The sequence below is a fragment of the Boseongicola aestuarii genome (assembly GCF_900184815.1).
GTDB classification, from domain to species: Bacteria; Pseudomonadota; Alphaproteobacteria; order Rhodobacterales; family Rhodobacteraceae; genus Boseongicola; species Boseongicola aestuarii.
In genome coordinates this window covers 1-14,499 of the sequence record NZ_FXXQ01000016.1, presented here as the reverse complement: position 1 = coordinate 14,499, position 14,499 = coordinate 1, and the positions used below count along the sequence as shown (strand labels likewise).

Here is a 14,499-nt window from a genome sequence, read left to right as displayed (position 1 = left end):
TCGTTCAACAAATGCTCGGATCAGAACGGGATTTCGTCATCCAGATCGCCGCCTGCCGGTGCCGGCTGGCTTGAGCCACCGCCTCCGTAGCTGGAGCGGTCATCGTAGCCGCCGCCACGGTCATCGCCGTAACTGCCGCCCCCTCCGCCGCCCTCGCTGCGAGTGTCGAGGAAGGTCAGTTCGCCTGCATATGGGCGCAGTACAACTTCGGTCGAGTAGCGGTCCTGACCGGATTGGTCCTGCCATTTCCGGGTTTCAAGCTTGCCTTCGATATAAACCTTGGAGCCTTTGCGCAGATATTGCTCGGCAAGGCGCGCGAGGTTTTCGTTGAAGATGGCAACCGAGTGCCATTCGGTGCGCTCTTTACGTTCGCCCGTGTTGCGGTCTTTCCAGTTCTCCGACGTTGCGATCCGCAGGTTGCAGACCTTGCCGCCGTTCTGAAACGTGCGCACTTCGGGGTCTCGCCCCAGATTGCCCACCAGTATAACCTTGTTGACTGATCCTGCCATGTCTTGCCTCCCGACGAATCTCAAAAACCTTGCGCGAGGTTACACATGGGTTCTCAGGGTTAACAGTGCGTGAAGTCCCGTCAGGCTGGATATTCGGCAAAAAACGATTAAAGTCGGTGGGTGGTTTTCGGAGTGGCTTGGTTTGCACGGGTTTTGGGGGACAGTGACGGTATTTTGCATCGCGGTTGCGAGCCCCGCCGTTGCAAGCGATGTCTCTGACGCAATGGCGCGGTTCGAGCGCAAGTTGCAGGTTCTCGATGGTCGGGCCGCCCAGCAGTATTCACACTCCGAACGCTATCGCCCCGACGAGTCAGTCAGCGTTCCGGCGTATACCGGGACTTATCGGGGGGCGCTGTTGAAAGAAGCGCGCGGCGCGGCGCGGCGCTATAATGTGCCTGAGAACATCTTTTTGCGCCTCGTGGATCAGGAGTCGCGCTGGAATATTCGTGCGGTATCGCCCAAGGGCGCGCGTGGACTTGCTCAGTTGATGCCTGAGACGGCGCGATTGCTGAAAGTTGACCCGGACGATCCCAGCGAAAACCTCGAAGGGGGCGCGCGCTATCTTGCGCAGCAATACGCGCGGTTTCGGTCATGGCGTCTGGCTTTGGCGGCCTACAACGCCGGACCGGGCGCGGTCGAGCAATACGGCGATGTCCCGCCGTATTCGGAAACACGCGACTATGTCAAAATAATCCTCGGCGAGTGAGACGTTGCCACAAGGTGGTGCGCCGCGCACGTTCCGGAGCAGGTGGCTCGGCCCACCGACCGAGGCGAAATGCCATTGCGACGGCATGATCGTAGTAGGTCATAGGTGGTCTCCGGTTGTTTGAAGGACCTGACCAGATCCTCGCTGACAGACCTGTGTCAGCAGGGTCTGCTAGAGTGTCATCAACAGGTCGAAGGAGGACTGGTCCGGTGCCCCGCATCACGCGCATGTTTGAAGTCATCCATTTTGCACGCTGCGCGGGGGCCGATATCGACTGAAGCACTGGCCGAGACTTTGGAAGTGTCCAAGCGCACGATAGATCGCGATGTCGCTGCATTGCAGGCGAAGCGTATCCCGACCGAGGGCGAGGCGGCGGTCGGCTATGTGATGCGGCGGGGCTATGTTCTGCCGCCTTTGTATTTCGACCTTGAAGAGATTGAGGCGCTGCGCGTGGGGTTGATGATGCTGAGGCGCACGGGGGATGGCTCGCTGAAGCGTGCCGCGTCACGGATCATTCAGAAGATCTATGTTTTGCAGGCGGAAGACCCGCGATTGCACGTATCGCCTTGGGGTGCGCCGCTGGACGATCCGGCGACGGGATGTGATGTGCTGGAGGAGGATTTCCGAGATCAGGCCGCCGTGCTTCATGCGCTTTGGTCAGAGTAGGAAAGCATCCTCGTCACACAAGCCTAGTTGCGTGGTTAGGGGTCTTTGGGTGGCACGTTGTCGATGCCGGTTCCACCCCACGGGTGGCAGCGTCCGATGCGTTTGACCGTCAGGTACATGCCTTTTAGCGCACCATGCTTTTCCAGTGCTTCCAGGGCGTAGGCCGAGCAGGTCGGGTGATAGCGGCAGTTGAAGCCGACCCATGGGCTAAATATCAGGCGATAGGCCTGAACGGGAAGGGCGAAGATGCGGGCGAAGGGGCTCATGTTGCGTGCAGTTCAGCAAGCGCCGCTTCGAGATCATGGCACAGCCTGTCAAACGGATGCGTTGCCGTCGTGTCGCGGCGGCCGATCAGAACATAGTCAAACCCGGCTTTGCCCTGTGGGGCAAGGATCAGGCGTGCCGCTTCCCGCAAGCGCCGTTTGGCACGGTTGCGGGCGACGGCGTTTCCGACTTTCTTGGAGCAGGTGAAACCGACGCGGATATCGTCCGAGGCACCGGAATTGCGCATTTGCACTGTAAAGGCGGGCTTAGAGACCCGACGCGCGCGGGCTGCCGCCAAAAAGTCGGCGCGTTTGTTCAGGATGGTGAGGCCGGGCAGGGACATGAGGCAGGTTACTCCCGGAAACGACAAAACCGCCAGCGGTTGCCCGCGGCGGCTCTACCGAAGTTCTGTCGCAATGGCTTTACGCGGTCAGCGACTTCCGGCCGCGGGCGCGACGGGCGTTGATAATCTTGCGGCCCGCTTTCGTTGCCATCCGCGCGCGGAAACCGTGGCGCCGCTTGCGGACCAGGTTTGACGGTTGAAATGTGCGCTTCATCGCTAATCTCCGGATCTAATGGGGCAAATCCCGAACGGATTCGCGCCAGATGTGTTTCGAAGCCCGGTCTCTAAGTGGATCGCGCGGGCAAGTCAACGCCAGCAAGCCCCCGAATTGCAACAAACCGGCCGAATTCGTGTTGCAAATGTTTCAGTCACGGCTCTTTGGGGGTGAAACACGTGCGAAAGCCTCACCCGTCTTCAAGCAGCCGTGATCGCCCTGACAATCTGGTCCACGTCTCCACATCTTCTGCCACAACAACAGACACAAGCAGAAAGCCACTGGAATGTCCGATATGACCGCCCCTCCTCGAGAAAAGAGTGATTTTATGCGCAGATTGCCGCTTATCGGGATTCTGCTGGTTGCCGCTATCGGGGCGTTTACGCTGCGCGATTATCTGAGCTTCGATGCACTTGTGCAAAACCGCGAGGCGCTGATTGCCTTCAGGGATGCGAACTACTTGCTTACGGTTGTGGCATTCATTCTGGCCTATGTCGTGATTGTCGCGTTTTCGCTGCCGGGGGCCACGATCGCAACGCTGACGGGTGGCTTTTTGTTCGCGACTTTTCCTGGGGCATTATTCAACATCACCGGCGCGACGATTGGCGCGACGATTATTTTTCTCGCGGCCCAATGGGGGCTGGGCGAAAAGCTGAGCGCCAAAATGGATTCGTCTCAAGGTGCGGTAAAGAAGATCAAGACGGCGATTGACGACAACCAGTGGGAGGCTTTGTTCCTGATCCGCCTTGTTCCGGCTGTTCCGTTCTTTGTGGCCAATCTGGTGCCCGCGCTGGTCGGCGTTCCGGTATTCCGCTTCGTCGTTACGACTTTTCTCGGAATTATTCCGGGTGCGGTCGTCTACACGTCGGTTGGCGCTGGTCTGGGGGAAGTTTTTGCCAGAGGTGAAACCCCGAATCTGGGTATCATCTTCGAACCGCACATTCTGCTGCCGATCCTTGGACTGTGTGCGCTTGCAACCCTTCCCATCATTCTGAAGGCCGTGCGCGGCAAGAAAGGCATCTGAGGCATGGAACGTATCAAAGCTGACGTCCTCATTATCGGGGCTGGTTCGGGCGGTCTGAGTATTGCGGCAGGCGCGTCACAGATGGGCGCGGATGTTGTTCTCCTCGAAGGTCACAAGATGGGCGGGGATTGTCTGAACTACGGGTGTGTCCCCTCCAAGGCGTTGCTGGCTGCTGGCAAACAGGCGCAGGCGATGCGCACGGGCGAGAAATATGGTGTGTCGCCGGTCATGCCCGAGGTGAACTACGGGGCTGCAAAGGACCACGTGCGCCGCGTAATCGAGACGATTGAACCTGTGGACAGCCAGGAACGCTTCGAAGGCTTTGGCGTCCGTGTCATTCGCGAGTTTGGCCGGTTTATCAGTCCGACCGAGGTTCAGGCTGGCGACACCGTCATTACGGCCCGTCGGATCGTCATTGCAACCGGGTCGGGGCCGTTTGTGCCGCCTATTCCGGGTGTGGGGAACGTCACCTATTACACGAACGAGAACATTTTCGACCTGCGCGAGCGGCCAGACCACCTGATTATCATCGGTGGTGGCCCAATTGGGATGGAAATGGCGCAGGCGCATATCCGGCTCGGCTCGAAGGTCACCGTGATTGAAGGCGCAAGGGCCATGGGCAAGGACGACCCGGAAGCGGCGGCTGTCGTTCTTGATAGTTTGCGCGGCGAAGGCGTTGAGATCATCGAAGAGGCGCAAGCTGAGGAGATTTCCGAGGCCGACGGCATGATTTCGGTGAAAACGCCGAAAGGCACCTATTCTGGTTCACATCTATTGATGGCGGTTGGCCGTAAGGTGAATATCGACAAGCTGGACCTTGAGAAAGCCAACGTCGCGCATGATCGGGCGGTGAAGGTGGGGGCCGATTTGCGGTCGGTGACCAACAAGAAGGTCTATGCGGTCGGTGATGCGGCGGGCGGGCTGCAGTTCACTCACGTGGCTGGCTATCACGCCGGTGTGGTGATCCGCTCGATGCTGTTTGGTTTGCCGTCAAAGCAGCGCACGGATCACATTCCGTGGGTGACGTTTACCGATCCGGAACTGGCGCAAGTTGGTCTGACGGAAGCCGACGCCCGCAAAGAGCATGGCAATCACGCTGTGACTGTTGCGCGGTTTGATTACAATGAAAACGACCGGGCCATCTCGGAAGGCAAGAAAACCGGGTTCATCAAAGTTATGGTGGTCAAGGGCAAACCTGTTGGAGCCACGATTGTGGGCATGCACGCGGGCGAATTGATCGGTGTCTGGGCTTTGGCGATTGCCAACGGGCTCAAGATGAGCGCGGTTGCCGCCATGGTCGCGCCCTATCCGACCTATGGTGAAATCAACAAGCGTGCAGCGGGGGCCTATTTCTCGCCGAAACTCTTTGATAACCCTACAGTCAAACGGGTTGTGGGTTTTGTGCAGAAGTATCTGCCCTGACGCCCCCTTAATTTCGAGGCCGCATGTTCCTGAACACGCTATCCGGACGGTTTCTGGCTCTCACGATTCTTTTCGTGATGCTGGCGGAGGTGTTCATCTTCGTGCCGTCCATTGCGCGGTTTCGCGAGGATTATATGATGGACAGGCTGGAGCGGGCGCAAATCGCGTCGCTTGCCCTGCTTGCCAACGATATGATCGACGCCGACCTTGAAGACGAGCTGCTTGAGAACGCGGGTGTTTTCAACGTTGTGCTGCGTCGTGATGAAGTCCGGCAGCTGGTGCTGGCTTCGGAGATACCGTCGCCGATTGTTGCAACCTACGATTTGCGGGATGCGCCTGCGGGCACGCTGATCATCGATGCCATGAAGCGTCTGTGGAACCCGGCAGACGAGGTTGTGCGCGTGATAGGAAACCCGACGCGGGATGCGGGGCAGTTGATTGAGATCACGATGCCGACCCGGCCCCTCCGGGCGGAAATGCTGGACTATGGATTGCGGATCCTCATCTTGTCGGCGGTCATTTCGGTCTTCACGGCGACGCTTTTGTTTTTTGCCGTTCGGCAATTGCTGGTCAAACCCATCGAAGGCGTTGTTACGGCGATGAAAAGCTATGCTGCCGCGCCCGAAGACGCGCGCCGCATCATCGAGCCGACAGCTACGGTGCGCGAACTGAGCGATGCCGAACACGCTTTGAAGTCGATGCAAACGGAACTGACGAATGTGTTGCGGCAACGCGAACGTCTTGCGTCCTTGGGTAGCGCGGTGTCGAAGGTCAGCCACGACCTGCGCAATATCCTCACAACGGCGCAGCTTTTTGCGGACCGGATCGAATCAAGCGAAGATCCTGTTGTGACGCGCATGGTGCCAAAGCTGATGGGGTCGATCGGCCGCGCGGTAAACCTCTGCGAGAGCACGCTTGCGTTTGGCAAGGCCGAAGAGCCTCCGCCCGCGCTGAACCGGGTGACGCTTGCGGATGTCGTCAACGATGCGGTCGAGGGCGAACGGCTTGCGGCATCGGAGGACGTTCAGTTCGAAGAAGAGATCCCGGCGGGCCTGGTCGTCAGGGCTGATCCCGAACAGCTCTATCGCGTATTATCGAACCTGATCCGCAACGCGCGTCAGGCCATCGAAACGGCCAAGCGTGGTGGGGTGATCCGGGTGATTGGCGGAGAATGTGACCGGTTCTGGACGATCGAAGTGCGCGACAACGGACCCGGTCTGCCGTTGAAGGCACGCGAGCATTTGTTCAAGCCGTTTCAGGGCGGTGCACGCAAGGGCGGCGCGGGGCTTGGTCTGGCCATCGCCGCTGAATTGATCCGCGGACATGGCGGATCCCTGAAGCTTGTGAAATCCGATCAGGACGGCACGGTCTTCCTGATCGAATTGCCCAAATCGATTGTCACGGAAGTTCAGGCTGCGAGGTGATATTGTCTCTTGCAAAGCCGCGCTTCCGGCTTTAGACGGCAGTCCCGTGCGCTGGTAGCTCAGTTGGATAGAGTACTTGACTACGAATCAAGGGGTCGGGGGTTCGAATCCTCCCCAGCGCGCCACTTACTCCCTATTTTCAACATGATAGAAATGTTTCCAGTTTGGTTACCCGTCTTATTGTATGCGGGGGTAACATATGGGTAACAAAACCATGCCCTTTCAGCCAAAGAATCCAAAAGAAGAGTTTGAGCCAGCAACGCCCTAGCCATTTTGCGGTCTTATTTTCTTTCGCCCCAACCATTCAAGGCCCAGCATGAGGGGAAGGCTTGCAGGCAAAGGCACCGGGGTTGGCTGGAAAGGCGGTTGGTAAGGTGCTGTGGCCCTGAGGGTTAGGAACCTTGGAATACGGCTAAAGACCGTAAAGCGGACCTTCGCTGCGCGACGCATCAAGGTCTGAGATGCGGACGAAAAGGACTTTTGCCGCAAGGCAACGCGATCACCCAAGTCCCTCGGCAGCCCAGACCATGTCGATCATCTCCTGTGTTCCGCGGCTGAATTCTAACGGGCAGGGATAATCCGCGCCTAATCGGACTGAACGCCCGAAATTCTCCACCTGCAAAACATAATGATTTTCCCCTGGCCAACGCGTCGTCTCGACAACCATCCCGGCGCGCTCCAGAGTCAGCTCGGCCTGGCCAAAAACATTGGCGTTGAACGGGCATGTCAGCCTGATCACGCCCTTCTCGCCATGAAACGCCATATATTGCCGCGTAAACATCCGCATTGACGTGACTGAGCTATAGCGGAAGGACGGGAAGTCGGCGGTAACATGGGCAAAAACATCAACCCCGTTCTCGCGCCTTACATGCGCCTCAACCGCAGTCGGCTCTTCACCGGTGACGAACCGCGCCGACCCGAATGTATAGACGCCGATATCGGGAAGGCTGCCTCCACCGGTTTCCGACTTGTTGCGGATATTTCCGGGATCGGAGCGATTGTCATAACTGAAGACGCCATCAACAAGCACCAACCGTCCGATCGCACCATCCTCGTAAAGTGCCTTGGCGTGGCGCCATTGCGGATGATGCACAATCATATATGCCTCAGCCGCCAAAAGCCCTGTCGCATCGCGCCGCTCTATCACCGCATCGAAATCTGCCGCACGCATTGCCAACGGTTTCTCACACAGGACATGTTTACCCGCATCCAGTGCCTTCAGCGTCCATTCAACATGCAGATTGTTTGGCAGAGGCACATAAACGGCGTCAATCTCGGGATCAGCCAGCATAGCCTCATAGCTGTTGTGCACCTTCAGGTCCGGCTGAAACGCTTGAAAACCGGCGGCTTTGTCAGGCGATGACGTCGCCAGTGCCGCCAGCTTGGCACCAGAAGCCGCGTGGATTGCCGGAGCCATATGTTCTTTTGCGAAGTTCGAGGCCCCAAGGACGCCCCAGCGAATTGGATTGGTCATTATGATCCCCTGATCTAATGGCGCCAACTTAGCTCGGTTGAATGCCGATGGCCAACCGCCCATTGCGAGCGATATTGCGGCGCGCACAATAGTCCGCTTTGAGCTCAAACCAGACGTTCGCTGCATAGAGACGCTGATGCATAGCCAATATAAACTGGGCAGTCTAACGCGGACATATGCCTGTTTCAGCGATAGCTACGACACTGCCCTTGCTCGACACTTTGCCGCTGCCCGCGCGCTCATGCTCTCGGCCTAAGCCGGCCGGTCCAGCAAGGTTTCCAGGGGATCGTGCTCTTCGACAAAATGCCCGGATGAAACTTCCTTTAGACTTGGCTGATAGGCCAAATCGGACGTCAGCCGCGACGGAATAAACCTCAACGCTGCTTTCGGATCCAAAGGCGAAGGCAATTCTCCGGGGATACGCAGCCGCTGCCGTGTGCGCTCAAGATGAGGGTCCGGGATTGGCACCGCCGAAATCAGAGATCTCGTATAAGGGTGGCGCGGCTCGTCATATAGCACATCGCGATCCGCCATTTCGACCACTCGTCCCAGATACAGAACCATGATCCGGTTCGACACGGCTCGCACGACCGATAAGTCATGGCTGATAAAGATCATCGCCATTCCAAAATCGTATTGCAAGCCTTTCAAAAGCCTCAGGATTTGTGCCTGTATCGACACATCGAGGGCCGAAACAGCCTCATCGCAGATGACCAGCTTTGGCCGATTGATCATTGCCCGCGCAATGCCAACCCTCTGGTTCTGTCCCCCAGACAATTCATGCGGATAGCGGTTCACCATGCGCGCGTCCAAGCCCACGCGCTCCATCATTTCAGCCACTTCGATCTTGCGCTCAGCCAACGTCAACTCTGGCCGGAAAGTTCGCAAAGGTTCTGCGATCGAGGCAGAGATTGTCATCCGCGGATCAAGGCTCGCTAAGGGGTCTTGAAACACAATCTGCAGGTCCTTGCGTCTCGACTTCAATGCATGAGACGTCAACCCGACCAGGTCCTGTCCCAGCCAAGTCACCGCTCCGGCAGTCGGGGGTATGAGCTGCAAAACCGCCCGTGCAAGCGTCGACTTTCCGCAGCCGCTTTCACCGACGACCCCCAAAGTCTCGCCCGCGCGCAGATCAAAGCTGACACCATTCACGGCCTTCAACAGTACCGTCCCACTAAACAACCCGCGGTCCTGCTTAATCGGGAAATGCACCATCACATCGTCCACGCTCAATAGCGTCTCGGCGTCCGCCGCAACCGCGTGTGGTGCGTCGTCCGAATCGAGACGTGGCATCGCCGTCAGCAAGGACTTGGTGTAGTCCTTCTTCGGCGCCGAGAAAATCTCGTCCACCGAGCCGCTTTCAACAAATTCTCCATGCCGCATGACATGCACATCGCGGCACATTCGCGCCACCACGCCCATGTCATGCGTAATCAAGGCAATCGCCGTGCCTTCTTCCTTTTGAAGTCCCACCATCAGGTCCAGAATCTCGGCCTGCACCGTGACATCAAGCGCCGTGGTCGGCTCATCTGCGATCAGCACTTTCGGATTGCAAAGCATTGCCATGGCAATCATTACGCGCTGTCGCATGCCTCCCGAAAGCTCGTGCGGGTACTGATCCAACCGACGTTTCGCCTCGGGGATTTGCACCTTGTCCAGCCAACCCAAAGCGACCTTTTCGGCGTCCCGCCCCGACAATCCCTGATGAGACCGCAGAACTTCTTCCATCTGATTGACGATCTTCAGATGCGGCGTAAGCGCCGTCAGCGGATCCTGAAAGATCATCGAAATGTCACGCCCACGCAGACTGTTCAGCTCCGGAATCGAAACATTCAGCATCTCGCGACCCATCAATTGAACCGAGCCTGTAGCCAGCCCGTTTTTCGGCATCAACCCCATCGCGGCCATGAACGTCTGACTTTTGCCCGAGCCACTTTCGCCAACAATCCCAAGGCAGTCCCCCGCCTCAATATCAAAGGAAACGCCCTTCACCGCATCGATCATGCCGTCCTGCGTGGTGAAAGACACATTCAGATCACGAACAGAAAACAAGGCCATTGTCAGCGATCCTTTGGGTCAAGCGCATCACGCAAACCATCTCCTATGAAAAACATGGTGATGATGATCGTGACGTAGAAAAACAGCGGAAAAAGCAACTGCCACAGTGTGCCATAGGCCATCGTCCCGGCCCCTTCGGCGATCAGGGCACCGAGCGACGTGTAGGGTTCCGAAATGCCCAGCCCCAGGAACGAGATAAAGCTCTCGGCCAAGATCATCTCTGGCACCAAAAGCGACGCATAGACGATCACGACGCCAAGCAGGTTCGGCAGAATATGGCGTATCATGATTGTGAACTCGCCAACGCCCGCTGCCCGCGCCGCTTCGATGAAATCACGGTTCTTCAAGGTCAGCGTCTGCCCCCTCACAATCCGTGCCATCGACAGCCAACTGACCGCGCCCAATGCCACGAACAACATGATGAACGATCGCCCCGCGACGACCAGCAACAGGATAATCACCAGTGTCGAAGGTATCGCCAGAAGGATATCGACAAAACGCATCATCAGTCCGTCGATCCGACCCCCAAGATAGCCAGCGACAATCCCGTAAAGCGTCCCCACAATCAGGGCCATCGCCGCGCCGATAAGCCCTACCAGAAGTGACGTTGTCGTCGCCTGAATAACGCGGCTGTAAAGATCACGCCCCAGATCATCGACTCCGAAGAAATGCCCGCTCTCGACGGACGGCGCCCCAAGTCCGCGCACATCGCCCATCGCCGTCCAGTCGATCGTTTCGTTATCCCAGACCGCGAAAAAAGGCCCTGCCAGCGTGAACAACACGATACACCCAAGGATCGCCACACAGACCATCGCCGCCTTGTTGCTTGTGAACCGGTCATAGGCATCCCGCCAGAGCGAACGGCCAACGATAGCCTGCTCGTTCACTGCTTCCGCCAATTCTATCGTCTTTTTAGAGCTTCCAAACATATGTCAGCCCCTCAATACCGGATTTTCGGATCGAACCAGGCATAAGCAAGGTCCGTGATAAGGTTCACCAGAACAGTCAGCCCGCCATAAAGGATCGTGACCCCCAACAGCACCGAATAATCCCGGCTCAACGCCGAGCCGACATAGGCTTGTCCCAAACCTCCAGTCGAAAAATAGATGTCCACGAACACCGACCCCGTCAGCACATAAACGAAGACCGGCCCTAGGTAGGACACGACCGGCAACAGCGTCGGCTTCATCGCGTGCTTCCAGATGATCTGGCGTTCCGGGATGCCCTTGGCCCGAGCCGTGCGAATGTAATTCGAGTTCAAAACCTCCAGCATCGACGACCGGGTGATCCTTGCGATGGACCCCATGTAGGAGGTCGAAAGTGCGATCACCGGCATGATCAGATACGGCCATGCACCCCCGTTCCAGCCACCGCCTGGCAACCAGCCAAGATAGAGTGTGAAGACCAAAATAAGGATTGGTCCCATGATGAAGTTCGGCAGCGCCTGTGCGGCAATACCCAATGAGACAGCAAAATAATCGATCCAGGTGTTGTGCCGGATCGCTGCCGCCACACCCAAGGTCACACCAACGGAAGTTGCCGCTAGAAACGATAAGAACCCGTAGGTCAGCGAGATCGGAAAGCCTTGCGCGATGATGTCATTCACATCGCGGTCCTTGAACTTGAAGGATGGTCCGAAATCAAAATGAAACACTATGTTGTATAGGTAATCCCAAAACTGCTTCCACATCGGCTGATCCAGCCCATATCGTGCCTCAATATTGGCAAGAACTTGCGGCGGCAGTGGCCGCTCGGATGTGAACGGGCCACCGGGGGCAACCTGTATCAGGACGAAGGACGCCGCGATCAGCAACAGCAGCGTCGGAATGGCCGCCAACAGGCGACGGATCGAATAACCAAGCATATAATTTCCAATGAGTTAGCCGCCCCCCGCCACACAACTGTGCGACGGGGGAAGCCGTTCAAACGCTTGGTCTATTCAGCGATTTTGTAGAGGTTTTTCGAGTACCAGTTCTGCTCGACGTTGTTCACAGGCCAGTTCCCGACATCGCTGTCCAGCATATAGACACCGGCATAGTGATAGATCGGAATCACAGGCTGTTCCTGCGCAATGATCGCCTCAACACGCGTGTAGAGGTCCGACGTCTCGCTCGCGGTTCGGGCTTGCGTCATCAGACTGTCGATCTCCGCGCTAGAGAACTTACCGTCGTTGTATCCTGACGGCGTCGTCAGAAGATCGAGGAACGTGGACGCCTCGTTATAGTCGCCACACCATGCACCACGCGCGAGTTCAAAGTCCTGGTTGCCACGTGTTTCAAGGAAAACCTTCCACTCCATGTTGCCAAGTTCGGCTTCAACACCCAGCTTCTGCTTCCACATCTGGCTCATCGCCACTGCGATTTTCTTATGAGATTCCGATGTGTTGTAGATCATGCTGAACTTGAGCGGATTGTCGGGACCATAGCCTGCTTCTGCCAGCAGTTCCTTGGCTTTCGCATCACGCTCGGCTTGCGTCATCGACGCCATTTCCGATGCTGGCGGCTCGAAGTTGGCAACCGCAGCGGGCGTGAAGCTGTAGGCTTCTGGCTGACCACCTGCCAGCACGTTCTCTACGATGATCTTGCGATCCACAGCCATCGCAAGGGCCTTGCGCACGCGCACGTCCTTGAATTGCTCCGGGCCATCATTCGAAAGGTTAAACGTGTAATAATAGTTGCACAGACGCGGGAAACTGATCGCCTCTTCCGGATGTTCTTCCTTCAGGCGCGGGAACTGACCTGCCGGCACTTCAGTCCGGTCAAGCTCGCCCGCCATATAACGCGTCAAAGCGACATTCTCGTCGTTGATCACAAGGGCAACGACCTTATCGATGATCGTGTTCTCATTATCCCAATACATAGGATTGCGCTCGCGAACGGACCGCTCGTTGGGCAGATGTTCGGTCAGGACATAAGCACCGTTTGACACGATATTCTCGGGCTTGGTCCAGTCAGCGCCATGCGCCTCAATTACCGAACGCGGCGCGGGGAACAATGTCGAATGCGTCGTCATCGTCGCAAAATATGGCAACGGTGCTGACAGTCTGATTTCCAAAGTTCGGTCGTCGATTGCTTTCACGCCAAGATCAGTGATCGGTGCGTCGCCTGCGATAATCTTGGCAGCATTTTCGATCGACGTGATCTCCATGTACCAAGCGTAAGGCGAGGACAATTCAGGATCGACAGCGCGCTGCCAAGCGTAGACGAAATCGCCCGCAACCACCGGATCACCGTTCGACCACTTGGCGTTGTCACGCAAAGTGAATGTATACACAGTTTTGTCGTCATTCGTCGTGAACCCGGTTGCGACACCCGGCACAAGGTTGCCTTCTTCGTCCTGGTTCATAAGGCCTTCGAAAAGATCGCGCACGACTTCGGCGCCGGTGACATCTTCTACAACCTGCGGATCAACGGAGCTGTGTTCGTCCAGCACGCGATAGGTGAAGGTTTGGTCATCCGCCAGCGGTTCCCCGGTCGTCGGGTGTGTACCCGCCGCCAGAACTGGCGACGCAAGCATGGTGGTAGCGACCAAAGTCGCGAGGGCGGAATTTCTAATATGTTTCATGGAAAGGCTCCCTGTTGTTTCTTGATAAGACAGAGACTGCGCCCGCCCAGCGCAAGAGTCCAGTAAATCAAACTCGTTCTGACCACGCGTCATGCAGACCAATGCACCCATGGAAACAGCGTGAGATTGATGAAAGAAATCCTACAAAAACCCAAAGAATCTGCTGTCTGCCAACGCCAGAAAAGCGCTTGCCCAAAAAGTCCAGCGGTGTCGTTCTTCCGCGTGTTCAAATCATCTGCAATGAATTTCAGTAGGTGACGATACCCACTTGCGCTCGCCATCACCTGTATCAACTCGACACCTGCCAGAAAGAAGTTCGCAAGCTACCGCTCGAATTTCTCCGCCTCCAACCAGCCTGCCAGAAGCGGCTCTTGCGACCCGAGCCCGAACGGGAAATTGTTTGTATGACAAGCCCGCAACCCAAGACCCCCAACGGCATTCGCCGCAGCGAATGTCTGCTTTCCGTCCATAGTAACCGATGCTGCACGATGCTTCGCGATGATGCCCACCAGACACCGGCATCGCCGCCTGGTCCGCTTTGGGCTCTGAGCGGTCATTCGCTGCAGCATTCATCAATGGCCGCTATGCGCACAGAGCGGACCCAAACGGCATGTACTGTTCGATTGATGCCAATCTTGGCCTCGGTTAACTTCGAGGCCCAATCAGCAATGGCAATGGCCGTTCAACAAGGGAGATTACCCAGCCGCGGGTAATTCTGGAGTTGGGAATAGGGAGTAGACCATGAGGGCTGTTATCTATGACAGTTATGGCGGCCCCGAAGTGCTGCGTTTAACAGATATTGATGTGCCCGAACCCGCCAAAGGACAAATT

Annotated in this window: 14 protein-coding genes and 1 tRNA gene; 6 read left to right on the top strand and 9 right to left on the bottom strand. The window is 57.0% G+C overall.

Going from position 1 to position 14,499, the window contains the following annotated elements:
* Window positions 1-20: 20 nt before the first annotated feature.
* Complete coding sequence (gene ssb, locus BOA8489_RS17370) at window positions 21-509, bottom strand: single-stranded DNA-binding protein (RefSeq protein ID WP_093975579.1); 489 nt, start codon at window positions 507-509, stop codon at window positions 21-23.
* Between the two features lie 163 nt (window positions 510-672).
* On the opposite strand from ssb, the gene BOA8489_RS17365 reads away from it, so the two are divergent.
* Both BOA8489_RS17365 and BOA8489_RS17360 read left to right on the top strand, forming a co-directional pair.
* Window positions 673-1,215, top strand: coding sequence for a lytic transglycosylase domain-containing protein (locus BOA8489_RS17365; RefSeq protein ID WP_370807327.1), 543 nt, complete (start codon window positions 673-675; stop codon window positions 1,213-1,215).
* A gap of 231 nt (window positions 1,216-1,446) precedes the next feature.
* The gene (locus BOA8489_RS17360) at window positions 1,447-1,881 is read left to right on the top strand and encodes a helix-turn-helix transcriptional regulator (protein WP_245813949.1); all 435 of its coding nucleotides are present in this window, start codon (window positions 1,447-1,449) and stop codon (window positions 1,879-1,881) included.
* A 35-nt stretch (window positions 1,882-1,916) separates the two neighbouring features.
* Here BOA8489_RS17360 and yidD read toward each other — a convergent pair whose 3' ends face one another.
* The 3 genes from yidD to rpmH form a co-directional block, all read right to left on the bottom strand.
* Window positions 1,917-2,147 (bottom strand): membrane protein insertion efficiency factor YidD, encoded by a 231-nt coding sequence (gene yidD, locus BOA8489_RS17355; protein ID WP_093975578.1) that lies wholly within the window; start codon window positions 2,145-2,147, stop codon window positions 1,917-1,919.
* A complete protein-coding gene (gene rnpA, locus BOA8489_RS17350; RefSeq protein ID WP_093975577.1) occupies window positions 2,144-2,488 on the bottom strand; it encodes a ribonuclease P protein component in 345 nt (114 codons plus the stop codon). The genes yidD and rnpA overlap by 4 nt, the downstream gene beginning before the upstream one ends.
* Before the next feature lie 79 nt (window positions 2,489-2,567).
* A complete protein-coding gene (rpmH, locus tag BOA8489_RS17345; RefSeq protein ID WP_093975576.1) occupies window positions 2,568-2,702 on the bottom strand; it encodes a 50S ribosomal protein L34 in 135 nt (44 codons plus the stop codon).
* 286 nt (window positions 2,703-2,988) lie between these two features.
* On the opposite strand from rpmH, the gene BOA8489_RS17340 reads away from it, so the two are divergent.
* The 4 genes from BOA8489_RS17340 (at window position 2,989) to BOA8489_RS17325 (ending at window position 6,697) form a co-directional block, all read left to right on the top strand.
* Window positions 2,989-3,726 (top strand): TVP38/TMEM64 family protein, encoded by a 738-nt coding sequence (locus BOA8489_RS17340; protein WP_093975575.1) that lies wholly within the window; start codon window positions 2,989-2,991, stop codon window positions 3,724-3,726.
* A gap of 3 nt (window positions 3,727-3,729) precedes the next feature.
* Window positions 3,730-5,148, top strand: coding sequence for a dihydrolipoyl dehydrogenase family protein (locus BOA8489_RS17335; protein WP_093975574.1), 1,419 nt, complete (start codon window positions 3,730-3,732; stop codon window positions 5,146-5,148).
* A 23-nt stretch (window positions 5,149-5,171) separates the two neighbouring features.
* On the top strand, window positions 5,172-6,572 hold the full coding sequence (locus tag BOA8489_RS17330) for a sensor histidine kinase (protein ID WP_093975573.1): 1,401 nt from the start codon (window positions 5,172-5,174) through the stop codon (window positions 6,570-6,572).
* 48 nt (window positions 6,573-6,620) lie between these two features.
* Window positions 6,621-6,697 (top strand) — tRNA-Arg (locus BOA8489_RS17325).
* Between the two features lie 374 nt (window positions 6,698-7,071).
* On the opposite strand, the gene BOA8489_RS17320 is transcribed toward BOA8489_RS17325, so the two are convergent.
* The 5 genes from BOA8489_RS17320 to BOA8489_RS17300 all read right to left on the bottom strand — a co-directional run bounded on the left by BOA8489_RS17320 (window position 7,072) and on the right by BOA8489_RS17300 (window position 13,668).
* Window positions 7,072-8,046 carry a Gfo/Idh/MocA family protein gene (locus BOA8489_RS17320; protein WP_093975635.1) on the bottom strand — a complete coding sequence of 325 codons (975 nt, stop codon included), beginning with the start codon at window positions 8,044-8,046 and terminating at the stop codon, window positions 7,072-7,074.
* Window positions 8,047-8,298: 252 nt separating this feature from the next.
* Entirely contained in the window at window positions 8,299-10,104 is a 1,806-nt protein-coding gene (locus BOA8489_RS17315) for an ABC transporter ATP-binding protein (protein ID WP_093975572.1), read from the bottom strand.
* 2 nt (window positions 10,105-10,106) lie between these two features.
* Window positions 10,107-11,033, bottom strand: a complete 927-nt coding sequence (locus BOA8489_RS17310) for an ABC transporter permease (protein WP_093975571.1) — start codon at window positions 11,031-11,033, stop codon at window positions 10,107-10,109.
* An 11-nt stretch (window positions 11,034-11,044) separates the two neighbouring features.
* Window positions 11,045-11,968, bottom strand: a complete 924-nt coding sequence (gene oppB / locus BOA8489_RS17305; RefSeq protein ID WP_093975570.1) for an oligopeptide ABC transporter permease OppB — start codon at window positions 11,966-11,968, stop codon at window positions 11,045-11,047.
* A gap of 71 nt (window positions 11,969-12,039) precedes the next feature.
* Entirely contained in the window at window positions 12,040-13,668 is a 1,629-nt protein-coding gene (locus tag BOA8489_RS17300) for a peptide ABC transporter substrate-binding protein (RefSeq protein WP_093975569.1), read from the bottom strand.
* Window positions 13,669-14,499: the final 831 nt, after the last annotated feature.

What these genes read in the sequence shown, in the direction of transcription:
- oppB (WP_093975570.1), bottom strand. Translation starts at nt 11,968, where the DNA reads ATGCTTGGTTATTCGATCCGTCGCCTGTTGGCGGCCATTCCGACGCTG.
- ssb (WP_093975579.1), bottom strand. Translation starts at nt 509, where the DNA reads ATGGCAGGATCAGTCAACAAGGTTATACTGGTGGGCAATCTGGGGCGA.
- BOA8489_RS17320 (WP_093975635.1), bottom strand. Translation starts at nt 8,046, where the DNA reads ATGACCAATCCAATTCGCTGGGGCGTCCTTGGGGCCTCGAACTTCGCA.
- BOA8489_RS17335 (WP_093975574.1), top strand. Translation starts at nt 3,730, where the DNA reads ATGGAACGTATCAAAGCTGACGTCCTCATTATCGGGGCTGGTTCGGGC.
- BOA8489_RS17340 (WP_093975575.1), top strand. Translation starts at nt 2,989, where the DNA reads ATGTCCGATATGACCGCCCCTCCTCGAGAAAAGAGTGATTTTATGCGC.
- rnpA (WP_093975577.1), bottom strand. Translation starts at nt 2,488, where the DNA reads ATGTCCCTGCCCGGCCTCACCATCCTGAACAAACGCGCCGACTTTTTG.
- BOA8489_RS17330 (WP_093975573.1), top strand. Translation starts at nt 5,172, where the DNA reads ATGTTCCTGAACACGCTATCCGGACGGTTTCTGGCTCTCACGATTCTT.
- yidD (WP_093975578.1), bottom strand. Translation starts at nt 2,147, where the DNA reads ATGAGCCCCTTCGCCCGCATCTTCGCCCTTCCCGTTCAGGCCTATCGC.
- BOA8489_RS17300 (WP_093975569.1), bottom strand. Translation starts at nt 13,668, where the DNA reads ATGAAACATATTAGAAATTCCGCCCTCGCGACTTTGGTCGCTACCACC.
- BOA8489_RS17315 (WP_093975572.1), bottom strand. Translation starts at nt 10,104, where the DNA reads ATGGCCTTGTTTTCTGTTCGTGATCTGAATGTGTCTTTCACCACGCAG.
- rpmH (WP_093975576.1), bottom strand. Translation starts at nt 2,702, where the DNA reads ATGAAGCGCACATTTCAACCGTCAAACCTGGTCCGCAAGCGGCGCCAC.
- BOA8489_RS17310 (WP_093975571.1), bottom strand. Translation starts at nt 11,033, where the DNA reads ATGTTTGGAAGCTCTAAAAAGACGATAGAATTGGCGGAAGCAGTGAAC.